This window comes from Algoriphagus sp., from assembly GCF_046296635.1.
Taxonomy (GTDB): Bacteria; Bacteroidota; Bacteroidia; order Cytophagales; family Cyclobacteriaceae; genus Algoriphagus.
Window position 1 is genome coordinate 1 of sequence record NZ_JBKBKZ010000019.1, and the last position, 25,485, is coordinate 25,485.

Annotated in this window: 16 protein-coding genes; 6 read left to right on the top strand and 10 right to left on the bottom strand. The window is 40.6% G+C overall.

The annotated features are described in order from the left end of the window. The first annotated feature begins 218 nt into the window (after window positions 1-218). Together ACK4HU_RS14095 and ACK4HU_RS14100 are read left to right on the top strand one after the other, a co-directional pair. Entirely contained in the window at window positions 219-1,013 is a 795-nt protein-coding gene (locus ACK4HU_RS14095; RefSeq protein WP_409807776.1) for a DUF1080 domain-containing protein, read from the top strand. 267 nt (window positions 1,014-1,280) lie between these two features. Further along, window positions 1,281-1,811: a PRC-barrel domain-containing protein gene (locus tag ACK4HU_RS14100; RefSeq protein WP_409807778.1), complete on the top strand. Its 531-nt coding sequence runs from the start codon at window positions 1,281-1,283 to the stop codon at window positions 1,809-1,811. Window positions 1,812-1,923: 112 nt separating this feature from the next. Here the strand turns inward: ACK4HU_RS14100 and ACK4HU_RS14105 are convergent, their stop codons facing one another. The 6 genes from ACK4HU_RS14105 to ACK4HU_RS14130 all read right to left on the bottom strand — a co-directional run bounded on the left by ACK4HU_RS14105 (window position 1,924) and on the right by ACK4HU_RS14130 (window position 12,043). Then, window positions 1,924-2,256 (bottom strand): nucleotidyltransferase domain-containing protein, encoded by a 333-nt coding sequence (locus tag ACK4HU_RS14105; RefSeq protein ID WP_409807780.1) that lies wholly within the window; start codon window positions 2,254-2,256, stop codon window positions 1,924-1,926. Continuing rightward, window positions 2,249-2,665 carry a nucleotidyltransferase substrate binding protein gene (locus ACK4HU_RS14110; RefSeq protein ID WP_409807905.1) on the bottom strand — a complete coding sequence of 139 codons (417 nt, stop codon included), beginning with the start codon at window positions 2,663-2,665 and terminating at the stop codon, window positions 2,249-2,251. The genes ACK4HU_RS14105 and ACK4HU_RS14110 overlap by 8 nt, the downstream gene beginning before the upstream one ends. Window positions 2,666-3,037: 372 nt before the next feature. Next, the gene (locus tag ACK4HU_RS14115) at window positions 3,038-5,671 is read right to left on the bottom strand and encodes a valine--tRNA ligase (RefSeq protein WP_409807781.1); all 2,634 of its coding nucleotides are present in this window, start codon (window positions 5,669-5,671) and stop codon (window positions 3,038-3,040) included. Window positions 5,672-6,395: 724 nt separating this feature from the next. Then, window positions 6,396-7,541 (bottom strand): ATP-binding protein, encoded by a 1,146-nt coding sequence (locus tag ACK4HU_RS14120; protein WP_409807783.1) that lies wholly within the window; start codon window positions 7,539-7,541, stop codon window positions 6,396-6,398. Window positions 7,542-7,672: 131 nt separating this feature from the next. Next, window positions 7,673-9,052, bottom strand: coding sequence for a RagB/SusD family nutrient uptake outer membrane protein (locus ACK4HU_RS14125; protein ID WP_409807785.1), 1,380 nt, complete (start codon window positions 9,050-9,052; stop codon window positions 7,673-7,675). A gap of 12 nt (window positions 9,053-9,064) precedes the next feature. Then, window positions 9,065-12,043 (bottom strand): SusC/RagA family TonB-linked outer membrane protein, encoded by a 2,979-nt coding sequence (locus ACK4HU_RS14130; RefSeq protein WP_409807787.1) that lies wholly within the window; start codon window positions 12,041-12,043, stop codon window positions 9,065-9,067. Between the two features lie 677 nt (window positions 12,044-12,720). Between ACK4HU_RS14130 and ACK4HU_RS14135 the strand changes: the two genes are divergently transcribed. Then, window positions 12,721-14,565: a hypothetical protein gene (locus tag ACK4HU_RS14135; protein ID WP_409807788.1), complete on the top strand. Its 1,845-nt coding sequence runs from the start codon at window positions 12,721-12,723 to the stop codon at window positions 14,563-14,565. A gap of 33 nt (window positions 14,566-14,598) precedes the next feature. Here the strand turns inward: ACK4HU_RS14135 and ACK4HU_RS14140 are convergent, their stop codons facing one another. Next, the gene (locus tag ACK4HU_RS14140; RefSeq protein ID WP_409807790.1) at window positions 14,599-15,372 is read right to left on the bottom strand and encodes an ion transporter; all 774 of its coding nucleotides are present in this window, start codon (window positions 15,370-15,372) and stop codon (window positions 14,599-14,601) included. Between the two features lie 214 nt (window positions 15,373-15,586). After that, a complete protein-coding gene (locus ACK4HU_RS14145; protein WP_409807791.1) occupies window positions 15,587-17,473 on the bottom strand; it encodes a CocE/NonD family hydrolase in 1,887 nt (628 codons plus the stop codon). A 401-nt stretch (window positions 17,474-17,874) separates the two neighbouring features. Between ACK4HU_RS14145 and fahA the strand changes: the two genes are divergently transcribed. The 3 genes from fahA to ACK4HU_RS14160 all read left to right on the top strand — a co-directional run bounded on the left by fahA (window position 17,875) and on the right by ACK4HU_RS14160 (window position 21,798). Then, window positions 17,875-19,143, top strand: a complete 1,269-nt coding sequence (gene fahA / locus ACK4HU_RS14150) for a fumarylacetoacetase (RefSeq protein WP_409807793.1) — start codon at window positions 17,875-17,877, stop codon at window positions 19,141-19,143. Between the two features lie 267 nt (window positions 19,144-19,410). After that, on the top strand, window positions 19,411-20,916 hold the full coding sequence (locus ACK4HU_RS14155) for a hypothetical protein (RefSeq protein WP_409807795.1): 1,506 nt from the start codon (window positions 19,411-19,413) through the stop codon (window positions 20,914-20,916). Window positions 20,917-21,072: 156 nt separating this feature from the next. Then, window positions 21,073-21,798, top strand: a complete 726-nt coding sequence (locus tag ACK4HU_RS14160) for a diphthine--ammonia ligase (RefSeq protein ID WP_409807797.1) — start codon at window positions 21,073-21,075, stop codon at window positions 21,796-21,798. 264 nt (window positions 21,799-22,062) lie between these two features. Here the strand turns inward: ACK4HU_RS14160 and ACK4HU_RS14165 are convergent, their stop codons facing one another. Next, entirely contained in the window at window positions 22,063-22,842 is a 780-nt protein-coding gene (locus tag ACK4HU_RS14165; protein ID WP_409807799.1) for a glycerophosphodiester phosphodiesterase, read from the bottom strand. A 262-nt stretch (window positions 22,843-23,104) separates the two neighbouring features. Beyond that, complete coding sequence (gene bglX / locus ACK4HU_RS14170) at window positions 23,105-25,366, bottom strand: beta-glucosidase BglX (RefSeq protein ID WP_409807800.1); 2,262 nt, start codon at window positions 25,364-25,366, stop codon at window positions 23,105-23,107. Window positions 25,367-25,485: the final 119 nt, after the last annotated feature.

A 25,485-nucleotide genomic window follows, 5' to 3' on the forward strand; every position in this document is an offset into this window, starting at 1 on the left:
AAACTAACGGACACCGAGCGAAGTCGAGGTGAAACTAAATAGAATTTGGCTACTGGCAGAATTGCGTATATCCATATAATTTATTGATTAAAAAGAATTTAGGAACCCTGATTGGCATGGTCAGGATTTAAATTCAGAATAAATCAGCAGACCTACCAGGTTTTTAAACACCTGGTAGGTCTATTTAACAGAGACCATTATTAAAAATATCCCTCATTATGAAATTTTCTCTTTTTCTCTTTCCTTTAATTCTCATCTTATCGTGCCAAAAAGCCGAGAAGGAGGCGATCCTTATCGGACCTATAGAGTCCGAATGGCAAGTACTTTTTAACGGAGAAGATCTAACTGGTTGGATTCCAAAAATTCATCACCATGAGGTAGGAGAAAATTATGCAAATACTTTCAAGGTAAGTGATGGGGCTATTTTGGTGAACTATGATGAGTATGGACCTTTCGAAGAGCGATATGGTCATCTGTTTTATGAAAAGCCATTTTCATCTTTTCACTTGAGTTGGGAATACCGATTCACAGACCAATGGCTGAAAGATGCTGCGAGCTACACCTATCGCAATTCCGGTTTGATGTTTCATTCGCAGTCTCCCGAGTCGATTTTGAAGGAACAGGATTGGCCGATTTCTGTTGAATATCAGATGCTTGCTGAGGAGAAAGAAGGAGTCTCCCGACCTACCGGAAATATGTGTTCTCCGGGAACTGACGTGGTTTACAATGGAAAAATAGATGATAGGCACTGTATTAATTCCTCCTCTCCAACTTTCAAATGGGATGAGTGGGTGAAGGCGGAACTGATAGTCTATGGAGATTCCATTGTTCATCATTTAGTCAATGGTGACACTGTTTTGACTTACAGCTTCCCTCAAATCGGCGGTGGAGTAGCCAATCGTTTTGATCCTGAGATCAAAATTGATGGAACACCATTGAAGTCTGGCTACATCGGATTGCAAAGTGAAGGGCAGGGTGTGATTTTTAAGGAGATTAAGATCAGGGAGTTGTAAAAATAACCTTTGAGGTTTTAAAGAACCTCGAAGGTTTAAGTCAAAGATGGAATTTCTTAAAAGTCTAATATCGTCCTGGTGATGACCCTCTAACTTCAAACAACCTTTTCTAATTCGAAAGGGCATTTCCCACCACGAACTGTGGAAGTGTTCTACCATGGGGAAAAATTCAAACCAAGTTATTTTGCTTCAAACCATGATTTTTTGGGTGGCACGCATCTGGGTCTAAGTGAATCAAATAAATTATTCACTAAATCCACATCCATTATGACTATCTCACAAGATGCTCAAATCAGTAGCTCCACAGCATCTTCTTGCAAGGTGAAAACTCCAAGTGATGAATCAGTCGGTTCGATCAAGGAATTGATGTTCAATACTTCGTCCGGCAAAATTGATTATGTAGTACTTAAAATTGACGAGGGATTTTTAAATCTTGGATCTAAACTTTTGGCCTTACCTTTTGAATCCTTTGAATTCAACACAGCGCAGGAAGACATTGTAATTGTAAAGGAAACCAAAGAGACCTTAGAAAATGCTCCCGGATTCGATAATGACAACTGGCCTTCAGGCCCGCAGTCTGAATTCCTACATTCTATGCGTTCCTATTACAGCGAAAAGACCCGAAGCCTGAATGGACGGTATGATCATATGAACAGGTCTTTTTTTAATGGGGGAGACACATTTGGTTCGGAACGAAACACAATCCAAGACAGACAATCTGGCGACGGTTTCCTGGAGCAGGATCATCGAGGCGATAGACAGTCTGATATCAGAAGAGGCGGCAAACCACTCTTGTAGTATCTAATACAGGTAAAATGAAAAAAGGCTAATCCAAAATGGGTTAGCCTTTTTTTATATATATTAATCAAACGAATTTTCTAATAATCATAGAAATTCCTGAGAACATTTTTTATTCAAAGAATAATTGAGGAGTCTTTTTTCTTTCAAAAAAGACTTTTCCCACTCTGTTGATATGGTCTATGAGGTCTTTGTTGTCGATCTTTTTTAGAATTGAAAGGTCTATTTGGTAGGGAAGAAGCAAATCATCAAGTTCATTTTCGATTTTCAAAAGCTCAGAAAAAGTAATGTTTTCTCCAACAAGGGTAAGATCAATGTCTGAATTGTATCGGTAATTTCCTATGGCACGGGATCCATAAATTATACACTTTTTAATTGATGGAAACAGATCAAGCACATTTCTGATTTTTTCGACAACTTCATTTTTCAAACCAAAATTATTCATTCTGTATATTTTTGAATTCCAACATTTTATTTTCTAAATCCTTGAAAAACATAAAATAGCTTGATGTAATTTTTAAGGAAATATCCTCAGCAATTTCTTGATTGTAAGTGTGAGAGGATTGATTTCGGCTTTTAATCATTTCCATCCAAGCGTCTCCGTCCTTAATAATCCCTTGACGAAAAGCTTCCCTTTTCGCATCTCTGGAACCAGTAATTTCGGGATTTCCTTGATTTGCAAAATAATCTTTGAGCACATTCCAAGCTAGCTCGTGTGTGAATTCGAAAGCTTGAATCAATCCCTGTTCTTCTAAGTCAGAAAGGTTTCTTTCTTCCGAAAGCTTAACTGCATGCTCGAGTTGTAGGAGAGCTTTTGAAAAATTTTTGAGCCTTTGGTGCCAGCGAATCCGTATTCATAGAGTTAAGTTAAAGTTTTATCCAGCAAGTTCCCAAAAGAATCAACCTCATTAACATTGGAGCCAAGAAACAAGAGAAAAAAATGTAAGTAGTTAGTAGTAAGACGTAAGTAGTAAGAGTGTTCTGTCCACCGTTGACCAATTAACCATTCATCATTCGTTTTTCAGTGTTCAGTGTTCAGTGTTCAGTCCCAGTTCAACAGTTATCCAGTTCAACGATTCAACAAAAAGTACAAAATAAAAAATACAACCACCAGGCTCAGTCGCTTGCCCGCCGAGGCGGGAACCCTAAACCCTTAACAATTAACCCTTAACCAATTAGCCCTTAACCAATTAACCCTTAACCAATTAACCCTTAACAATTAACCCTTAACCCAACTTCGCCAAACTCTCCTCCAAAGTCTTAATCTTAGCTTCAGCATCGGCCTGCTTTTTACGCTCCATTTCTAGAACTTGGACGGGGGCACCCGCCACAAACCGCTCATTGCTGAGCTTTTTCATGACAGAAGCTAAGAATCCTTGAGTGTATTCGATTTCCTTTTTGAGATTGGCTTTTTCCTCTTCCACATTGATGGAATCACCCATTGGCACAAAGCATTCATCGGCTTTCACCACGAAACTCATCGCATTTTCAACCTTTTCGGCGAAGCTTAAGGAAGACAAGTTTGCCAGCTTGGTCAATACAGATTCAAAACCTGCATAAACCTCCGGATTCTTGGTGTTAATGCTCAATTCCAGCGTTTCTTTGGGCGACATTCCCTTTGATGCTCTGAGGTTTCTTACTTGCGAAACCACCTCAAAAACCTGAGCGGCTTCCTCAATGATTTTCGTGTCAAAAGCTTTTGTATAAGGCCAAGAGGCCAAAATTAAGGATTCTTGAACCGATCGTTCCTTGATTTGGTGCCAAAGCTCCTCCGTGATAAATGGCATGAATGGATGGAGGATCTTGAGAATCTTCTCAAAAATCCGAATCGTTTGGTCATAAGTCACCTGATCGATCGGATGCTGATAAGCAGGCTTGATCATCTCCAGATACCAAGAGCAGAAGTCATCCCACACCAACTTGTAAGTCGCCATTAAGGCATCGGAAATTCTGAATTTCTCGAAATGCTCATTTATTTCTGTCAGCGCTTGGTTGAATCTGCTTTCGAACCATTCGATGCTGGAAGCATTGGCAGATCCGTACAGGCTTGGATCGATTTCCCAGCCTTTGACCAGACGGAAAGCATTCCAGATTTTGTTGGAGAAGTTTCTTCCTTGCTCTACTAGCTTGTCATCGTAAGGCAAATCATTTCCCGCAGGGGAGGAGAAAAGCATCCCCGTTCTCACGCCATCCGCACCGTACTGAGCAATCAGTTCCAGGGGATCGGGGGAATTGCCCAAGGATTTGGACATTTTTCGACCGAGCTTATCACGTACAATTCCTGTAAGGTAGACGTTTCTGAAGGGCTTTTCACCCGTGTATTCATAACCAGCTATGATCATTCGAGCCACCCAGAAGAATAAAATTTCCGGTGCTGTCACCAAATCATTGGTAGGGTAGTAGTATTTCAGTTCTTCATTCGGCTTATCGGTGGTAAATACATCCGTATCAAAAACCGAAATCGGCCACAGCCAAGAGCTAAACCAAGTATCCAAGACATCTTCGTCCTGCTTGAGGTCGGCAAGTGTGTAATTTGTGCCGAATTGTGAATTGGCCTGGGCCAATGCTTCTTCTGCCGTTTTTGCAACTGCATATTCACCATTTGGAAGATAGAAAGCAGGAATTCGATGTCCCCACCAAAGTTGGCGAGAGATGCACCAATCACGCACGTTCTCCATCCAAGAGCGGTACATGTTCTTGAATTTTGGCGGATAGAGTTGAATCACATCATCCATCACCGAACTCAAAGCTGGCTTGGTGATGTCCTCCATTTTGAGGAACCACTGCAGCGAAAGCTTCGGCTCGATCACTGCATCAGTTCGCTCGGAGTGACCGACGTTGGATTTGTAATCCTCGATTTTCTCCAGTTGATCAGCTTCTTTCAGGCGTTTCGCAATCATCTTTCGGGCCACAAATCGATCTTCACCGACCAGGATTTGCGCTTTTTCATTCAGCGTTCCGTTGTCATTCAGGATGTCGATGACTTCCAGTTTATGTTTTACTCCGAGTTCGTAGTCATTGATATCGTGTGCTGGAGTCACTTTCAGGCAACCCGTACCAAATTCCATGTCCACGTATTCATCCTCGATGATCGGAATAGCTCGATTGATCAGTGGAATGATGGCGCGTTTTCCTTTGAGGTGTGTGAATCGGGGATCGTTTGGATTGATGCAGATTGCTACATCGGCCATGATCGTTTCAGGGCGAGTCGTGGCGATGGTCAGGAATTGATCTTCGGATCCTTCGATTTTGTATTTGATGTAATAGAGTTTCGAAGCGATTTCTTTCATAATCACTTCGTCGTCCGAAAGGGCAGTTTGACCTTTTGGATCCCAGTTGACCATGCGGATGCCACGGTAGATTTTTCCTTTTTTATGCAAATCCACAAATACAGAAAGTACGGCATCGCTGAGTCCGGGATCCATGGTGAATGCAGTCCGGTCCCAGTCGCAGGAAGCACCCAGTTTTTTGAGCTGTTCGAGGATAATTCCCCCGTATTTTTCTTTCCATTCCCAGGCATACTTCAGGAATTCCTCACGGGAAATAGACTTTTTGTCTATTCCCATGTCCTTGAGCATGTTGACTACTTTGGTTTCCGTGGCGATGGAAGCGTGGTCAGTTCCAGGAACCCAAAGCGCATTTTTTCCTTGCATTCTGGCGCGACGGATGAGGACATCTTGGATGGTATTGTTCAGCATATGGCCCATGTGGAGCACGCCGGTGACGTTAGGCGGAGGAATGACGATGGTGTACGGTTCCTTGCTATGGTCAATCTTGGAGGAGAAAAGCTTGTGCTCCATCCAGTAAGCGTACCATTTGGCTTCGGCGGCTGCCGGTTCGTATTTGCTGGCAATAGACATACTCGGGGGTTTTTTCGAAGCTGCAAAAATAGGGGAAAAAGGCCAAAAGGCCTTTATGGAATCGGAATGGGTGGAAAGAAAATGGCATTTAACCATTAAGTTCATTGAGAGAATTTAGAAAGCTGAGTCAAGCTATGCTTTGGAAATTGAGCGCTGAGGATTTCTTAAACTAAATGCCCTTAATTTTCTTAATGGTTAAAATTAAAGATTAGTCTATTTGACTCAAAAGATTCCTCCGTTGTCCTGCTTCTCCAGAAGCTGGACTTGAATACCAATTCCCAGTCCTGGTTATGCTGCTTTTCCGAAAGCGCATTTAGTATTAATGGTAAATAGTAGGATATCCGGCGTCAGGAGACGCAGGACAACGAGAATTTTCAAACCATTAAGGCATTGAGAGAATTAAGTAGGAAAAATTCTGGTGTCCCCTTTTTGATTCACGCCAAGCCGCATAAGGTGCAAAGAGTATTTGATTCTTTGCTTCGTTGTCCTGCTTCTCCAGAAGCTGGACTTGAATACCAATTCCCAATCATGGTTATGCTGCTTTTCTGAAAGCGCATTTAGCATTAATAGTAAATAGTAGGATAACCGGCGTCAGGAAACGCAAGACAAAAATGGTTTATAAACCATTAAGATCATTGAGAGAATTAAGCACAGTGAATCAAAGCATTTGGAGAGAATTACAAAACCTTAATGTCCTCAATTTCTTAATGGTTATCAAGCCTTTTTATAGATTCCAAAGATTGCTTATCTGGATATTGTCTCGCTGTTGCAGCATTTGACCTGCGTAGATCAATTTAGATTCGGCGTGGGGAGCGACTTTTTGGAAATTTTTCAGGCCTTTGAGAAAATCATAATGAAATGTTTCCGAAGCTTTGATTTCAATAGCCATCAATTTTCCTTCTTTTTCCTGAAGGAGATCAACTTCGTTTTGATTTGTGTCCCTCCAAAAATAGCAGGATGGCTGCCTTCCATGATTTAGCTCGTTTTTTATAATTTCTGTGATTATTAAATTTTCAAATACCTGTCCACGAGCGAAGTGTAGGTTTAAGTCACTAGATTTTCTAATACCCAATAAGTTACAGAGAACCCCAGAGTCGTAGAAGTAAACCTTCGGAGTTTTCAGGATTCGTTTATTGAAATTTTGATAAAATGCGGGAAGTCTGAAAGCAACAAAGGATGCTTCCAGTACGCCCAGCCAAGAATTGATTGTCTTATTATCCAAACCTAATTCATTCGAAAAACCACTTTGGTTAAAGAGTTGGCCTGTTCTTCCTGCGAGAAGTTGAATGAATTTCTGAAAGGCTGCTAAATCTTTGATATTTAAAATCTGCCGAACATCCCGCTCCAAATAGGTCTGAATGTAATTTGGATAGAAGTCAGCCGGATCTATGTCAAATTGATATTTACGTGGATATCCTCCTCCAACGGCTAAGTCTTCCCATTTACTGACACTCAGATCAGTTTCCAGTTCTTTTAGAGAGAAAGGCAAAAGATTTAGCATTGCGACTCTCCCGGCTAGTGACTGCGTAATTTGGGAAGACAGAAGGAAATTTTGCGAACCTGTAAGAATGTATTCTCCTGGTCTATTTTTCTCGTCAGAAATCACCTGGAGGTAGGAAAAAAGTTCAGGAACCCATTGAATTTCGTCCAAAATAACACCCTTTTGGTAGCTTTTTAAAAACGCTAACGGATCAGATTTAGCAAATTCCCTGTATTCAGGCAGTTCCAAATTGACATAGTCGTAGTTTGGTTTAAGCAGTTTTGCAAAAGTTGTTTTTCCGGATTGTCTAGGACCTGTGATCGCCAAGAATGGAAACTTGGACAAAAGTGTAGTGGCTTTATCTTTTAAGAGTCTGTTAATGTAGTTCATTATATGAAATCTAGGAATTCAATTCCTAAAATTCATAAAAATAATCTTGAGTTCCAAACTCTCAGTTGACTAACTTGAACAAAAAAAGACCGACGATATCGCCGGTCTTTTCAAATTAATTGAAAGAAGGATTAATTTCCCTTGTACTGATCCCAGCTAAGTTCAGCCTGTGGGTGAGGGAATTGAGGGAAGATGGTGCCTCCATCGAAAGAAGTAGGAATTTCATTCAATCGGTTATAGCGACGAGCATCTATCCATCTGTGTCCCCAAGGTTCCGCCCAAAGCGAATATCTTCTTTGATATAAAACTTCATTGATCAGAGCTGCCTGAGTAGTTGCCCCCGTGTAAGGGCCAATACCTGCGGCAATTCTGATGATGTTTATTGCCTCTACAGCTTGCGTAGTCTGATTTAGGTTAGCATGAGCTTCAGCTTTCAACAAGATCAATTCCTCATTTCTGATGAATGGAATAGAAGTCGTATTGGTAGGCCATCTGGCATCCTGATGGGTACCTACCAAAGCTCCTGCATCAGTAGTGACAGTGACGGGAGTCGTTCTACGAAGGAATTTGGTACGAACTCGAAGATCCCCGGCAGTAGTATCTCTTAGCACAGAAGGATGCACCACGATAATGGTATTTACTGCGGCATTTGGAAGATAAAATATCGGATTAAATATATCAGGAGCAGCACCGTAAGGATGCGAAGGGCCCGCATTGAGATTGCCATTCAAGTTCATAAACGAAGCATCCAAAGCAGTCAATACACCTTGCCAGTCTTTTCTGTAGGCATTTAGTCTAGCGGTGATTGCCCGATTGACTTGACTCAAGCCTGCAAATGTGTTAAATCCATTAAATCCCCTTGTCAATGTGAAAGGGAAATTTCCAGCACCGGCAGCGACAAGTTCCGTATTTCCTTCATCAAGGATGGTTTTGATTGCATCCAGAGCCTGTTCATAAGGAACAAAGGGACCGGGATTTAATGGGTCTTTGACATCAACACGGATTCCATTTTGGTAAACGAAATTAGCTGGAATCATAAACTGGAATCCTTGAATGGTCTTGGCAAAACCGCGAACAGCACTCTTGGAGGTCTCTGGAATCAAAGTGGTGTTTGCCGCTGCTGTAATTAATACATCAGCTTGCTTGACCGCCTGGTAAGGTGCTGCCCAAGATCCCCCTCCTGTAGTACCAAAGCCAAAATATGCTCTGTCGGGTACACGTCCATTTTGTCCCAACCAATCGGTTTGGAATCGTGGATCGGACGCATTCAAATACCAAACTTCTCTTCCGAAGGTATTCCAAGCTTGAGAAATATTGGTCACATATCCTCGGTGTCTTGACTCCAGTCCCGTGATCAAAAACTGGATTTGTTGAGGTGTGGCATTATTCGATACAGATCCAACCGATGGGTTGTTAGGATCGTCTATCGTGTCTAGTTGCAGCGGATTACAGCTGGATAAAATTGCGGCAGTAATCAATGCTGAAGCGAAATAGTTTCTTAGATTTTTCATGATTAGGCCGGTTTAGAAATCAACAGTTATGTGGAAAAACACACGTCTGGGTGTTGGGTATGGAGCTATATCCACGTTATTGGCAATAGCTTGTGCCCCAAAGGTGGAAGTTTCAGGATCATAACCTTCGTATTTTGTGAAAAGGAAGGCGTTGTTTACCGAAGTGCCTACACGGACATTGGAAACTGAGGAACCAAACCATTCGGAAATGGTCGTCTTAGGGATGGTGTAATAGAGGCCGATTTCTCTGATTTTCACAAAACTTGCATCCTGAACCCAGCGTCCTGCATTATTAAATGGTGCAGGTGGTCTCTGACGTCCATTTGGAATTCCGTCTCCGTCATCATCATCAAACCAACCCTTCGTGGTTCCTCCACTGTCATTCAAGAAAGAGGTAAGATTGATGTTGTCTCCGCCTTTTTTCCAATCGACCAAGAATGAAAATTCAAGTCCCTTCAGTAGGCTGATTGTATTAAAGAATGACATATTGAACTTAGGTTGAGCGTTGCCCCAGAAAGTAAATCCACCTGGATTTCCAGGGACAGCCGGTGAACCTACAATCGTAGTGGGAGAAAATCCTTCTGCATAAAGGAAGGTGCCAAGTCCAGTTCCGAAAGCCCCAGCGATATAGGTAGGAATTCCCAATCTGGTCATTAGAAGTTCATTTTTCCAGTACATTACCCGGCTAAACCAACGGAAATTAGCCGTCTGAATTGGAGTACCCGAGATGGCTAATTCAATCCCTTTGTTTTCAAGTTCTGCTTCATTGGAAGGCGTTGTATTTACACCAGTAGAAGGAGAAAGGTTAAGGTTTTGAATGTTGTTCTGCGTTGATTTAATGTAGTAGGTTGCTTCTACGGCCAATCGGTTATTGAAGAAACCTGCATCGATTCCAAATTCGAGTTCTTTGGCTGTTTCAGGCAAAATCAATGTATTTCCGATTTGGGTGCTTACTACTGATCCAAGAAGTCCGCCGATATTCGTGCCACCCAAAGGAGTAAATGTGGACCCGAAGTTCACTGGTCCTGCAGTTTCTCCGTAAGCGATTCTTGGCTTAAATTGGTTCATGAAGCCAACATTCCAAAAATCAAAGTTGGCTATGTTAAATGCGACTGAGGCTCTTGGGAATGCATAATACTGATCCGGAGTTCCGTTAAGTGTTGATTTATCCCATCTTACACCTAGTGTTCCTATGATTTTATCCTCCCAGTTTGCTTCTTGCTGAAGGAAAATTCCAGCATCCTGAATTCTACTGCTAAATTCCTGATTGATTTCCTGGATCGCTGCTTGCTGCAAATTTTGCTGACCAGGCACCAAACCTCTACCTCGATTGAACAAAGAATTGTTTGCAAAATCCAATCGAACCAAACCCGCAGAGCTATTCATATTCACAGATCCCAAATTCCAATTGTAAACCAAAGCAGCCTGGAAATTGGTATTGAAACTTTCCTGTTTTCCTTTCAAAACATCACCAGGATTGGCCTGCGCTCTTTGAAACTGCAAGAATTCAGGAAGATATACCAATGAGGTATTTTGCAAATAATCCAATCCTCCAGAAAATGTTGCCTTCAGAAAACTTTTCTCTGTTTTCAATAAGTCAATATCTAGAGTGAACGCTTGAATGAATCTATTGACTAAGGTATTGTTTATCGCATTATCGGTGACCGCCACTGGGTTATCTGAAAAATACGGGTTGTTTGGATAAGTTCCGTCTGCATTTCTTCTCAGATCAAAATAATTTGGAACATAGGCAATAGAATAGCCGATCGATGCTCCGGTGTTATTTTGGTTTCCGGTGAATCCTCTGTCAGTGGTCGAGCGAATGTAGTTTGAAGAGACCCCAAGTTTAATTCTATTTGAAATCTTTTGATCGATGTTGGCACGAATGGAGTAACGGTTGAAACCGGTATTTTTAACAGTTCCCTCTTCATCTGTGATATTTCCGGAGACAAAGAATTTTGTTTTATCCGTTCCACCGCTCACATTGATCCGGGTGTTCAATAGAGTTGCTTGATTGTTGTAGAAGTAGTCTTCATAATCAATGAACGTACCGCTGGATTGAGCTGCTCTGAACCGTTCTAATTCAATAGGTCTTCTGGACTCTGGATAAAAGAAGTTGATTTTTTGTTCACTCCAATTATCAACTCCCAATAATCTGAGAGGTTGAGCAAAACCAACATCCTGTGAAAGTGAAACTGTAGTTTTTCCTTCCTGACCTCGCTTCGTTGTGATAATGATTACGCCTGCGTTAGCACGGGTACCATAGATTGCCGCGGCGGATGGACCTTTTAGGATTTCTATCGTCTCGATATCAGCAGGGTTGATATCAGCAAGTCGGTTGGAGCTATCATCTTGGTTGCTGGCTCCTGCACCTGATACTGTAGCTCTTCCTGATCGCTGCGAAGCATTGCTGATGTACACTCCATCTACGATGATCAAAGGCTGTGAGGCACCTGACAAACTTGAGATACCTCTAAGTTGAATGGAAATACCTCCGCCTGGAGCACCACCGTTTGATCGAATCGTTGCTCCCGGTACTTTACCATAAAGGGCTCCGTCTGTTGTTTGGATTGTTGTAGTTCCTAATAGGTCTCTTGCCGAAACAGAGGTAACTGCATTGGCAAGATTACTTCGCTTGACAGAAGTCGCAAGACCTGTTACAACTACTTCTTCAAGATTGGTAGCGTCTTGTTTTAGCTTGATATTTAGGATACTTACTCCTGGAGCTACGTCCACATTTTGAGTAAGAAAGCCAATCGAGGAGAATACCAACGTTGCCGGATTATTATTGGGCAAAGTGATCGAAAATCCACCATCAAGGTCGGTAATCGTGCCTGTGGTAGTCCCTTTTAGCAAAATACTGGCGCCAATTAAGGCATCTCCAGTCCGTTCATCAGCTACTGTTCCGGAGATAGTGTATTGGGCATGAGCCCAACCCACAGATCCCCACAGGAACGCAAGTGAGAGGATTGTTTTGTAAAGTTTGAACATAGGATAAAGAATATTTGGTTTAGACTAATTTCTTAAAAAAATTCAAACGAAGTATACTTTATTAATGAAATCAGGTGAAAAAAGTTTTAAAGGGGTTAATGACTGATAAATTGCATTTTATCAATTTAAAAAGTGGGCTATACAAAAAAAAAAAAAGAGGGAGAAAATCCCCCTCTCTTCTAAATTGCTCTGATTTTTAGTATTTCTATTTCTTAATCATCGGCAATACAATTCTGCTCTCCATTTTTCTTCCATGATGAATGGAGTTGGTGGCGATTTTGCCTGTTGTTTCATCGTAATTATTTCCACCCGTATTCATATTTCTGTCGAATCTCGGGAAGTTGGAGCTGCTTACTTCGATTCAGTTGTTATGCTCGCCTTGAACTTCATAGGTGCAGTTAAGAAACTACGAGTAGAGGGGTGAGTTGTTACTTAAACCTTATTAGATCAAACTGGGATTGGTGAGGATAAAAGTTTTTCTTCGACCACCACGATGGATCTACTGAATTTTTAGATTAATAGAGAGGGGAGATTGAAAAATATTCTTAACTAGGTATTTTTTAATTAAATCAAAATCCCTTTCTTTAAATTTAAATATTGATTTCAATTAAAAATTCTTTTGAGATCGATTTTGATCTCAATTCAGCCATCAGCTAATTATTTGAACTTAAAAAATTATGAAACTTGAAAGAATCTTAGAAAAACTCAGTTCAATTGAGAAAAATTCGTTCATTAAAATAATTGACACCATAATTTCAAAGAATAAAGAGAAGGCTAAAGACGCTGAAAAAATTCTTTTGGACACTAGCAGAGGGTTGAAGGCTGCAGACAACCAAATGGTTGCAAAAATTTTTGAACTTACAAAAAAGGAATTTAGGGAGCAACTCATGGTTGAGTTTCAAGAGGTTTCTTCTCAGTTGGATATTTTAATAGATATTATAACTCGGGACGGTAATTGTATTATGAAGCTTGATTGGTTTGCTCGGTTGTATGAGCAGGAAATCCAAAATATTAAATCCAAAACTAAGGAACTTGCTTTCGAATTTGAAAATGAAAAGTCGGATTTGAGCGATATGCGAAAGCGTGATTATAGGATTTATAAATCTTGTTTGTCAATGGCCTATCATAATGATCATTTAAATAATAGAGAAGCAAAAATCACCCAAGATGAATTGTCCATTATTTTGACTTTGTCAAAGGAACTAGAACTCTCTCAAGAGGAGGTTAAGCTCATTAATTATTCCATAATACCAGTTAAAAAATTAGAAATAAATGATGTAATAACTCAATTGAAGAATATTGGTGTTGTTTTTTATTCTAAAAAAGAAAATTTGATTTTTATTGCGGACGAAGTAGTTCGTGTTCTTAGGAAAATTCGAAAGAAAGATGTTGCAGATAAATATTATAGGCGAACTCTAAAGCTATTGAGAGAGCCAGTGATTAACCTAATTGCCAAGAAACACAACATTGATAGGAAAATTACTTATTCCCAAAAAATAGAAGAAATTATTAAAGAGGGTGTGTCATTTACTGAACTTCTTTTGAATGATATATACAAGGAGGGTAGTTCATTGACTGAAAAGAAAAAGACTTTGAATGAGCTTTGTGAGAATGGGTTGCAAATCCCAAACTTAAGAGGAAGTACATTGCAAGAAAAGATTGATAGCCTTGTTAATTTTTTTGAAGGAATTGAAAAAGATGAAAAAGTTGGAATATCAATCGATGGATATGAAAAGCTACTTACAGAATTAAATAAATCAGTTCCTGGTTTAAATAAACAAATCAAATCCCAATTTCAATTTCAAGAGGATTATGTATTGAAAGCAGATTTTTTGCTAAATTTTAATATTAAGCCAAGAGATATTCTAGACTTATTGGAAAAAACTGATCTAGATAAGTTTAAAAAAGAAAACGGAGTTAAGCACCGTGGAGATGATATCTTGAATATTCTGGAGCATTATAAGGATACAGAAAATCTTTATTTAGAGAATTATGAAAATGTAGGGTATAGAAACTATAATTTGCTTAAAGAAAATGGGATTGAAATAAGAGAAAGCGAATTAGGACTGAAGTTTGAAGAGCTTACAAAAGTAATTTTCAAAGGTCTTGGCCTAAATGTGGATGATCAACTGAAGAATTCTATTAATACAAATAAGGATATGATGGATATACTCATAAACTTAGGGAATAACGAAATCATAATTATTGAATGTAAAACTAGCAAAGAAAGTGGTTATAATAAATTCAGCACTGTTTCTCGTCAATTAAAATCTTATCAAAATGTTGCACTAAAAAACAATTTGAGAATAGTAAAAATACTTTTGGTTTCGCCTGAGTTTAGTGATGATTTTGTAATGGACTGCGAGATGGATTTGGAAATGAATTTGTCGCTTTTAACCGCCTCTTCATTGCTCAAAATTCATGACGCATTCAAGAACTCAAAGTATCAGGTATTTCCGCATGTACTTTTTAGAGATGTAATTATTAATTCTGAACGAATTGTCAAGGCGCTTAGTAAATAGAAAAATATAATAATTGACTTAAACAGTTCTATTTTATTTGTTTAGTTTATTTAAAATTTTATCAATTTTTTGTTCTAAATTTTCCATTTTAATTTCGAGTTCATCATTGTTATCACTTACCATCGCATCAACAAATATTGAGTTTACGAGTGATAGCCCTAAGATCCCTCCACTCAAGACCACAAAAATGAAGTAGATATATGTAAAAAACGATTTGATTGGTGAGAGATTACTTGTGACTTGTTCTGGGATTTCAAACCAGCCTTCTATTGTAAATATTTTGAAAATGGAATAAAGTGAAATCATCGGATTTTCAAAATATTCGGGTGTTATTTCTTTAAATAAATAGAAAGAAAATATACCGACAATAAAAATGTATATCATAAACCCAAACATCACTATTATAGAGGCCTTTAATGCTCTTTGAATTCCCCTAATTAAATGATCTATACCTGGAATGAATTTTAGGAATCTAAATGATTTAAAAACCCTCATTACTCGAAAAACTAGAATAAAACTGAAATCAAAAATATCGGTACCTAGTATAAATGCTATTAATGCAGGTATGGATAGTAAAATTAATAAAAAGTCAAATCTGTTCCAATTAGTGTTAAAATATGACTTTCCAAAATGGTTTATTTTTACCGCTAATTCAAGAAGAAAAACAATCGTAACACCATTATCAATTAATGAAAGTGTGTAGTTATTCTTTTCTCCAAGATCAAATCCACTTATAAATATTATTACTGCATTGAGAATAATTAAAAACAGAATAATAAATTCGTTTAAAAATATTTTTTTTATCATAATAAGTTTCTTTTATCTCAATTCCCTAGGGCACTTATAAAGTAGTAAAAGGGAAACTTACGAAGCTTCCCTTTTTGTAATGAACAAATTTAAATTTCAACTTTTAGAATTTTTAAAACCCCCTTTTTCTGGGATTTATCCCCCAAAATTGAATTGGGAAATTGAGTGGTAGTTTGTTCTCGTCTTCGGTCTTCTGTCTCCCGTCTTCCCTCTCTTATTTCTTAATCATCGGCAATACAATTCTACTTTCCATTTTTCTTCCATGATGAATGGAGTTGGTAGCAATTTTTCCCGTTGTTTCATCGTAATTATTTCCACCGGTATTCATATTTCTGTCGAATCTAGGGAAGTTGGAACTGCTGACTTCAATTCGGATACTGTGTCCTTTTTCGAAATAGTTTGAAGTACTCATAGGAGTCATCTTAATTTCGTAAACCTTTTCGTTCTCCATCCAGACTTCCTTGTCATAGCCTTCTCGATAACGTACCCGCTGAATCGTTTCGTCAAGGTTGTATGCTTTACCGTCAGGATATACATCGATCAATTTGATGGTGACATCAGTGTCTTTCACATTGGAAGAGAGGTAAAGGTAACTTTCAATAAATCCGGACACTTCCACGCCTTCTTTCAAAGGCTCTGAGGTATAGACTAGAATATCGTCTCTCAGCTCCATTTCACTTTGGTCAAAGGAACCTCCGACGACAGCATTTCCTGTACAACAAACATTGCCGCCATAGGAATTAACCGGATTCATCGGGTCGTATTTGAAGGTGTCTTTATTGGCTTTTCGAGGTGCCTTTGCTATAAGTTTACCATTTCCGTTTCTGGTGTTGGCTTTTCCTTCGGAATCCAAAAAGAACGGGGTCATCACTGCTTCAGATGGAGGCCACACATCAGATGTTTGCCATTTGTTGCTGCCCATGGTGTAGTATGTCACTTTTGGCATTTTGGCGATGGTACCTTTTTCATCTTTTCCTTTAAGCCAAAGATCAAACCATGCAGTGATTACCTCATCGTAGTTCCACCTTGCATCTCCCACACTTCGCTCTCCGATTATGGTATTTTCAGTAGCTCGAGTATAGGAGCAGTGAAGTAAAGGAGCAATGATTAGATATTGATTGTCACGAGACATTTGGCTGACCGCATTTTGTCGAGCGTGATTATACAAGGCAATATTTGGCGAGGAAGAAACATCGTACCAAGAAACAAACCACATGGAAGGCTTGTCAAATTTCATGTCGTCATGATACAGACCCCCTTGAAACCATTTCGGATCGTTCGGTTTACGGGTGATCATTTCTTCATAGACACCCATAGGGCCATTGGCGGCTTTGATAATATCCATCACCGGTAAATGAGCCAAGCCTTCTTTCCAATCGACTCGTGGATACTCAGGAGCCATATCATAGAATCGCTGAAGTCTTAATAAATCCTTTTGCTCAATTCCGGCTTGAAGCTTTGGCGCCATCGGGTCATGCTGCGTACTGTAAAGCCACGAGGTGAAAAGCATCTGCCCTGCACCACCTCGGTACCAGTTGCCTTGCTCATTAAAATTTCCAATACGACCTACCCCTGCACCATATCCCTGAGGAACGAGTGCTGCTAATGCCGGATGCTCTAGAGAGGCCGCAGCCATTTGCCACTCAGCAGTGGAAGAACAACCCAAAAGTCCAATTTTTCCATTGCTCCAGGCTTGCTTAGACATCCACTCAAAGGCATCATAACTATCCGTCAGCGGTGTGCCGAGAATATCCCATTCTCCTTCGGAAAAAAATCTGCCTCTCTCATTTTGTACCACGTAAGCATACCCTTTTTTTACCCATTCCATTGCAGTCTGTAGCGTTCGGGTATTCATTTCTCCATTGCCGTAGGTGTTGAAATTGTAGGGAGTGCGGGAAAAAACCACAGGGACTGGTTGATCTCCTTTGGGACGGTAGATGTCTGTAGCCAGGCGGATGCCGTCACGCATCGGCATCATTACTTTTTGGTCAACGATTGCTACTTCTTCCAGCTGTACCAAAATCGGTTTTTCTTGGGAAAAAGCCTTTGGAGCAGTTGCCAAAAGAAAAATGGCAAGTAGAATTTTATAATATGTGTTCATTTGGGTTGGATTTAGAATTTCAAGATAAGAAGCCTGACTTATTTTAGTTTTTATTTTTTACAAATGGTCTATTGGGATTTTTTTCTTTTTCTGTCCCAAATCAACAATCAAGGTTTAGCTCCAGCACCTTTACACTTTTTTTACCGCAGATCGCAAAGTTCAGCAGCAGGAAAAGTTTGTGTTTTTTGAGATGAGTGCCAATTACCAGCTCTGGGGTAAAAATCTCGCGTAGATCAGGATCATTGGTCTTAGGTCTTTATTCCTCTTCTCTTTTTTTCTTTAACTGGCACAGAACACCGGTCATCTGACAATCCTTAAAGTGAGATTTTCAAACCATTTGGTAATTCGATTTTTGATTTCCCTCAATCGGGTTAAATTTGCGAGCTCAATAATTTTTGAACATGAGCGATAGCCCAATCCCCACCCTGAATTCTTGGGTGGAAGTACCTAAAAATTCCGATTTCTCGATTTATAATCTTCCGTTCGGCGTTTTCAAGAATAAGAAACTCAGCTCCAGAATTGGAATTGCTATTGGAGACAAAATTGTAGATCTGAGTATTTTGGATCAGGAAGGTTTTTTTGCAAATATGTTTTTGCCTGAAGGGATTTTTATCAAAGATTCCCTTAATGAGCTGATAGCTTTAGGGAAAGTTCAGACAAAAAAAATCCGTGAACGAGTACAAAGTTTACTTTTGGCTGATAATGGAGAGCTCCGAGATCACTCTGCCCGTGGGAAAGTAATGGTCACACGAAAAGAAGCCGAAATGCTTCTACCTGTGAAAATCGGCGACTACACAGACTTTTACAGCAGCATTGAGCATGCCACTAACGTGGGAAAGATGTTTCGTGATCCTGAGAATGCATTGCTTCCTAACTGGAAACACCTGCCGGTGGGTTATCATGGAAGAGCTTCCTCAATTGTGGTTTCAGGTACTCCAATCCACCGACCAAAAGGTCAATTTAAGGATCCTGATATGGAGGTGCCTGCTTTCGGGCCAAGCAGAAGGTTAGATTTTGAGTTGGAACTGGCTTTCATCACCGGAAAACAAACCAAGTTGGGGGATTCGATTTCCACTGAAGATGCCGAAGATTATATTTTTGGATTTGTGCTTTTCAATGATTGGTCCGCTCGTGACATTCAAGCATGGGAATATGTGCCATTAGGTCCATTTTTGGGTAAAAGTTTTGGATCATCAATTTCTCCTTGGGTGGTCACTTTGGAGGCTTTGGAATATTTCAGATCTGCTAATCCTATTCAGCAACCCGAGGTTCTTTCCTATTTGAAATGTGAAAAGGATCATAGCTTTGATATAAATCTTGAAGTGCTGATACAGCCAGATGGTAAAAAGCCATCGAAAGTTTGTACTTCGAATTTTAAAAATCTCTATTGGAATGTGGCTCAGCAGCTTGCTCATCACACTTCAAATGGCTGTAATATAAATGTTGGAGATATGATGGCTTCGGGCACTATCTCCGGACCTACAGATGATTCCCTAGGTTCTATGCTTGAACTTAGTTGGAAAGGGTCTCGGGCGGTGAAACTCGATGATGGTGAAGAGCGAAAGTTTATAGAGGACGGAGATACCGTTATTATGAAGGGCTTTGCAGAACGAGATGGAGTCCGGGTCGGGTTTGGCGAAGTAAGTTCCCAGATCCTTCCGGCAAAATAACTTACTTTAAAAAAGCGTATTTGGCCATGGATTAGTACTATTCGTGGGTAATACTTTTATTTTTTTGGCTTTTTATCTTTTTTAATTCTTACTTTGTGTAAGATGCTGACAGGCAGCTATTTGCAGATTAGTTGAATGCAAATGTTCTCAGGTTCCCGAAAAGCTTCGCTTTATTTTCTTGACGGGATTGTTGTTTTATTCTCTGACTCCGGTTTTTTTCCAACGGAGTGATTTTCAAATTCTCACTTTTCTTAAACCACACAAATCATGGCTAAAATCAAAAGCCTCTCAATCACAACGCCTATTTTATTCGCAGCTCCTTTCAAAAGCGAATGGGCACAGACCCCAATTGCCATCAATGCCCCACTGAGTTCGGGTGGATGGGAAGATGCGGGAAGTCTGAAATTTTCCAGAGGATTCGTCCTTGCAAAAAATGATGCGAGATTTTTATATCTCGCCTTGGATGTCATTGAAGACTTCGGCAATGATACCGGAACAAATGATTATTTCTGGCTGAGTTTTGACAAAAATCGAGATCGAGCTATCACGGCCAATCAGGACCTGAACTATGGGCTTTATCCCGGTCAGCCCAATAAGCTTGGAAAACAGCTTTACCTGGGTCCTGGAACTTGGACAGGCTTGTTGCCAGATTCCTCACTGAGTGAGGTAAGGCAAGAGTTTGGTACCAGTATGAACTCAGATGTGGCTCACCGGATTTGGAAATTCAAAATTGACCTTAAGGAAATCAATGTCGCACTTTCCTGGCCTCTGAGTACTCCATTCACCTACTTTGGTTTTCGGGTCAAATCGTCCAATCCGGCTTTTACGACCGATTTTCCTGCTAATTTTCATAAGGATTTCTCGAAACTCCGGCAATTAATCTTTTCAAGAAAGCCAGTTATTTCCCCTTCACTTTTGGGGCCTTTGATTGGTAGTGTGGGGTTGATTCCAACTACCAAAATTGATGCAACAGGAAGGGCAACAACTGATGCTGGTTATTTCGTCCCAGCTCAAAAAGCGGCCTTTGGTGGTACGCTAAATTTAATTGGGAATCGCTCCAAAATTCAACAACTTTGGACAGCGGGAATTAGAAAATACAAAGTTGAGATCACACCGCCCGGTGGAAGTGCTCAAAAATTGATTTCGAATTGGTCTAATTACCGATGGACAGGAAGTACCTATGCTTTGGAATCTTTTGCTCCCTCTTCTTTGGGCTTTTATGAAATGGCAAACCCTGGAATTGATTATTCCATTGATGACTTGTTGATTCAGTTTCCAACTTCTGCATTACTGCCTGGATTATATCAGATCAAAGTCACCTTTTATCAGCGAGTCGGTCCATTGGATGTGCCTAAGGATAATCAGACTATTGGTTTATTTATTGACAATCATGTACCTGCGGTCAATATCGACAGTATCAAGCATGGGACGAGCGAGGTTTCGGCTTGCGCGATTGAGTCGATAGGTGCAGCACCTGATGGGTTGAAGTTCCAAATCACTGCAAATGATCCTGAGGGAAATCTGCTTGCGGTCAGCTTCTACGCAACGTATGGTGCAGGCCTTTCGGTGGGCATTCATAGCGAAAGCTATTCATTGGCATTGGGACATTGGCAAGGATTCACTTCCAAAACAATCCCAGCTTCAGGAAACTGGAGACCACCTCAGTCCTGTGCTTACAGCTTCGTTGTCGTTGCTACGGCCCGTACCACTAATGGATATGGATATATCGGTCGTAATTCAACCCACCGTAATTTGACTTTGTTGCTAAGTTGATAGGCACTTACTTTTCTTTGGAAACACCGTCTGAGCTTCTCTTTGACGGTGTTTTTGTTATTTTCAGATTAACTTTAGCATGAGTTTCATGCGATGGAAAACTGGGAATTCCTTTCCTGGCCTTTTGTGAAATAGTAAATGTTTTCAAACTGAAAAATGGTAGAATTTTCCAAATCCAATAAAATACCGGTATCCTTTTCTTGGTCCGGAGGAAAGGACAGTGCTTTTGCCCTTTGGCAGCTTCAGAAAGATCAGCGCTACGAGGTAGTAAGGCTTCATACTACATTGGGAGAACAGACCCAGCAGGTTGGTATGCATGGAACATCAGTGGATTTGATAGAGGCTCAAGCCAATGCCATTGGATTGCCCTTGGATAAGATTTTTTATCGAGCCAGCGGGGATAATCAGGCCTATGAAAAGGCAGTCAATTCTTACCTCGATATTTTAGAGAAAATGGGAATAAGGCATCTTGCTTATGGGGATATTTTTCTGGAGGACCTTCGGAAATACCGTGAGGATAAATTAGCGGAAAGAGGGTTTGAAGCCCTGTTTCCATTGTGGGCAAGTGACACTGAGGTTCTTTCCAAAAATTTTATTGAGGCTGGGTTTAAGACTTCCATTTGCGCTGCCGATGCGGATTTGATTTCCAAAGAATGGGTTGGGAAGGACTTTGATTTTACGTTTTTGAAAAGCCTCTCCACACAAGTAGATCCTTGTGGAGAAAATGGAGAGTTTCACAGTTTTTGTTATGCAGGACCTATTTTTTCACATAGTCTAGTAGTCAAATTACAGGAGGTAATTAGTCAGACTTATGAAATTCCGCTGGAAAACGGTGAAAAAGACAAAAAGATGTATTGGTTTGCAGACCTTTGGATTTCTTAAGATCAGGGACGATTATTTTAATTATTTTTTATGGATATACGCAATTTTGCCAGTAGCCAAATTCTATTTAGTTTCACCTCGGCTTCGCTCGGTGTCCGTTAGTTTTGTTTTAATGGGAGGGGAGGAATATGCGGCGCAGCCGCATATTCCTCCCCTCCCCTAAACAACCAGAATCCGGAGGCCGAGCGAAGTCGAGGCCATTTTGATTTACTGGCAAAGAAGCGGATATACAGATTATTTTTTGAAGTTCCGAATAGTCATTTCTCACCTCTTACTAATTATTTCAAAAAGCTTCTCCGGCTCATCCGTAGTAATAAAGTTCACCTTGAGATCCAACAGCCATTTCATGTCCTCTTCGCTATTTACTGTCCAGGCATTGGTGGTCAGGCCGAGTTGTTGGGCTTCAGTGATCCATTCCGGCTTGAGTCTGAGAACTCGGATATTGTAATCGAATCCGAAAAAACCATCTTCTTTGAGCTGAGCTGGTGATTTGTCTCCTGTGAGGTAAGCCACATTTGCTTTAGGATCTGTAGCTATTGCTTTTTTTCCGCCTTCGTAGCTGAAGGTGATGTAATCCACCCATTTCTCAGCTTTGAGTTCCTGCACTGTTTTGACTGACATTTCACCCACTTTTTCACTTCGTTCTACGTTGATTCGAGAAGGCTTGAATTCTAAGATCAACTTGGTTCCCTGCTGTTTCATCCCTTCGGTAAGGTATTCTTTCAGCGTTGGGATTTTTTCTCCATTGGGCAAAGTTTTGGTCAAAAGCTGCTCATAAGTGGAGGTTTCAATATCCATACCCTGTAAATCATGATCATGATTGACAACCAAGATATCATCCGCTGTCATCCACACATCAAATTCCGATCCTTCGCAGCCTAGCCGAATTGCCTCTTGAAGTGAAGCGATGGAATTTTGAGGCAGTCCTTGCGCTTTCCAAGCACCACGGTGTGCGATGACTTTATTTACGTGAAAAGTGCTTTGAGCAGTACAAGAAGAAGAGAGAAATACCATTGACAGAAGTAAAAACAAAATCTTTCGCATAGTTGAAATGTCAGTTGGGCTTGAAATTTTACGCAAAATAGATAATCCTATTTAAGCCTCTGGTTCAAACCAAGAATTTCACAAAAACTTCATCTACTAAAACCCATTTTACCCCTTTGGATTTTCCGGAGGTTTAGAGCCAAATACTTTATAAAGTAGCCATCCAATTCCTAGTATAAAATGGAGAATGATGACAGCTACGATGATAATTACAAAGGAACTACTTGTCATTTTCGTTTTGTCTTGGCAGATGTTCTATATACTATCTCAGCACAAAATTCACAGATAGGGTAGCGTTCGAACTTCCGCCAACCATGATTGTAAATTCTCCCGGTTCCACAAGCAGATTGCCTTCTCCATTATAGAAGCCCAATTCTTCAGGACCCAGAAGAAATTCTATTGTCTTACTCTCTCCGGATTTGAGATTGATTTTTTGAAAGCCTTTCAATTCTTTCATTGGCCGGGTGAGTGATGAGAAATGGTCATTGAGATAGAGTTGAGCTACCTCCTCACCGTCGCGAAGACCGGAATTTTTTAGGTTCACTTTTACCCTCACCTGTTGGTTGGCAAGGGTCTCGACACTAAGTCCTGAATAGTCAAATTGGGTATAGCTTAAGCCAAATCCAAAAGGATAAAGCGCTTCATTGCTGACATCCGAATAATGCGACCAAAACACGATATCATCGCCAGGATTTGTTGGTCTTCCGGTGCTTTTTTGATTGTAATATAATGGCATCTGACCCACATTTCTTGGGAAGGACATGGGCAGCTTTCCGGAAGGATTATAGTCTCCAAAAATGACTTGAGCAATTGCATTTCCACTTTGTGAACCTAAGTGCCAGACTTGAATTACGCCTGGAAGATGTTCATCGGCCCAACTTAGATCCAATGGTCTTCCACTCATATTGACGAGGATGATTTTTTTATTTGCGAGGTAGACTTGTTCCAAAAGTTCCTGTTGTAAACCCGGAAGTCCCAATTGGGATCGACTTCTTGCTTCACCGGATTGAAAGCCATGTTCGCCCATCACTGCGATGACCACGTCCGCATCTTTCGCGGCTTGAATAGCTTGCAAAAATCCACTTCTGTCAGTGGTATTGATTTTTACTTCTTTCAGAAAAACAGGTGTCTCTGTCACCAGTTCTGCGCCTTTGGCAAAAGTGTATTGATTCTGTGAATGTGCTTGTAATCCTTCTAAAACTGAAACGGCACTGTTTGGCTCGGCCAACCCTCTCCAGCTTCCCAAGGGACTATCTTTGTCCGCTGCCAAAGCACCAATAACTGCGATTTTTAGCCCCGTTTTGGCAAGAGGTAGGAGCTTGTTCTCATTCTTTAGTAAGACGATTGATTTTTTTGCCATTTCTAAGACTCCTTTTTGATGATCAGGATGTCCCACAATGGTTTTCTCCCGCTCTTCATCGCAATATTTGTAAGGATCTTCAAAAAGCCCAAGTTCAAATTTCACCTTCAAAATCCGCCGTGCCGCATCATCAATCAATGATTCCTCGACTTCTCCGGATTCCACCAATTCTTTCAAATGCTTGACATAGAGATAGGACTCCATGTCCATATCGGAACCCGCAAGGACGGCGAGTTTTGCTGCGGCTTTTCCATCCTCAGTTACTCTGTGATTGACCATTTCAACGATTGATCCCCAATCTGAAACCACAAATCCATCAAAATTCCACTTCCCTTTCAGCAGGTCTCTTTGCAGGTAAGCATTTCCTGTAGCGGGAATTCCATCTAGGTCATTAAAAGAATTCATCACCGTTCTAGCACCTGCATCTATGGCAGCTTTAAATGGGGGCAAAATTACCTGATGAAGCGTGGTTCGGCTGATGTCCACCGTGTTGTAATCTCGACCGCCTTCAGAAAAACCATATCCCGCGAAATGCTTGACGCAAGCTGCCAAAGTCAAGGGATCGCTGAGATCATCTCCTTGGTAGCCGATGACTCTTGCTCTAGCAATTTGACTTGCCAAGTAGGTGTCTTCACCTGCCCCCTCCATTACTCGTCCCCATCGTGCATCCCGGCTGATATCTACCATGGGCGCAAAAGTCCAGTTGACACCCATGGCCGCAGCTTCCCGAGCCCCAATTTGGGAGGATTGTCGGATTGCCTCCATATCCCAACTTGCTGCCTCAGCGAGGGGAATCGGGCTCATGGTTTTCATTCCGTGAATCATGTCAAATCCTATGATTAAAGGGATTCCAAGACGGGTTTCTTCCACAGCGATTTTCTGCACTTTTCGGACTTCCTCGACTCCGGTGACATTGAGCATGGATCCCACCAGACCTTTTCGGAGGTTGTTGTATTTTTGAGATGCATCTCCAGCTGAGGGTGAAGGACCAGTCACATCCCAAAAACCATTGTATTGGTTCATTTGGCCTATTTTTTCCTCTAAGGTCATCAAAGAAAGCAGGCTGTCAACTCGGCGATCCAAGGTGGATTGTCCGATTCCCTGTTGGATTGTGGGTATGTTTATTGCCAAAAAAATCATTACAAACAGAAGTGTTTTTTGCATGGCTTTTGAGATTTTAGGTTGATATGGTCCTCAATTTCAATAATCTATCTTCCAAAATGGATGATAAAAATCAGTTTAAATGCTGATTCGTTTATTTTTTTTCTGATTATCCGCAATGA

Bases quoted from the DNA above. Each gene is read 5' to 3' on its own strand.
- ACK4HU_RS14095 (WP_409807776.1), top strand. From the start codon at position 219: ATGAAATTTTCTCTTTTTCTCTTTCCTTTAATTCTCATCTTATCGTGC.
- ACK4HU_RS14100 (WP_409807778.1), top strand. From the start codon at position 1,281: ATGACTATCTCACAAGATGCTCAAATCAGTAGCTCCACAGCATCTTCT.
- ACK4HU_RS14105 (WP_409807780.1), bottom strand. From the start codon at position 2,256: ATGAATAATTTTGGTTTGAAAAATGAAGTTGTCGAAAAAATCAGAAAT.
- ACK4HU_RS14115 (WP_409807781.1), bottom strand. From the start codon at position 5,671: ATGTCTATTGCCAGCAAATACGAACCGGCAGCCGCCGAAGCCAAATGG.
- ACK4HU_RS14120 (WP_409807783.1), bottom strand. From the start codon at position 7,541: ATGAACTACATTAACAGACTCTTAAAAGATAAAGCCACTACACTTTTG.
- ACK4HU_RS14125 (WP_409807785.1), bottom strand. From the start codon at position 9,052: ATGAAAAATCTAAGAAACTATTTCGCTTCAGCATTGATTACTGCCGCA.
- ACK4HU_RS14130 (WP_409807787.1), bottom strand. From the start codon at position 12,043: ATGTTCAAACTTTACAAAACAATCCTCTCACTTGCGTTCCTGTGGGGA.
- ACK4HU_RS14135 (WP_409807788.1), top strand. From the start codon at position 12,721: ATGAAACTTGAAAGAATCTTAGAAAAACTCAGTTCAATTGAGAAAAAT.
- ACK4HU_RS14140 (WP_409807790.1), bottom strand. From the start codon at position 15,372: ATGATAAAAAAAATATTTTTAAACGAATTTATTATTCTGTTTTTAATT.
- ACK4HU_RS14145 (WP_409807791.1), bottom strand. From the start codon at position 17,473: ATGAACACATATTATAAAATTCTACTTGCCATTTTTCTTTTGGCAACT.
- fahA (WP_409807793.1), top strand. From the start codon at position 17,875: ATGAGCGATAGCCCAATCCCCACCCTGAATTCTTGGGTGGAAGTACCT.
- ACK4HU_RS14155 (WP_409807795.1), top strand. From the start codon at position 19,411: ATGGCTAAAATCAAAAGCCTCTCAATCACAACGCCTATTTTATTCGCA.
- ACK4HU_RS14160 (WP_409807797.1), top strand. From the start codon at position 21,073: ATGGTAGAATTTTCCAAATCCAATAAAATACCGGTATCCTTTTCTTGG.
- ACK4HU_RS14165 (WP_409807799.1), bottom strand. From the start codon at position 22,842: ATGCGAAAGATTTTGTTTTTACTTCTGTCAATGGTATTTCTCTCTTCT.
- bglX (WP_409807800.1), bottom strand. From the start codon at position 25,366: ATGCAAAAAACACTTCTGTTTGTAATGATTTTTTTGGCAATAAACATA.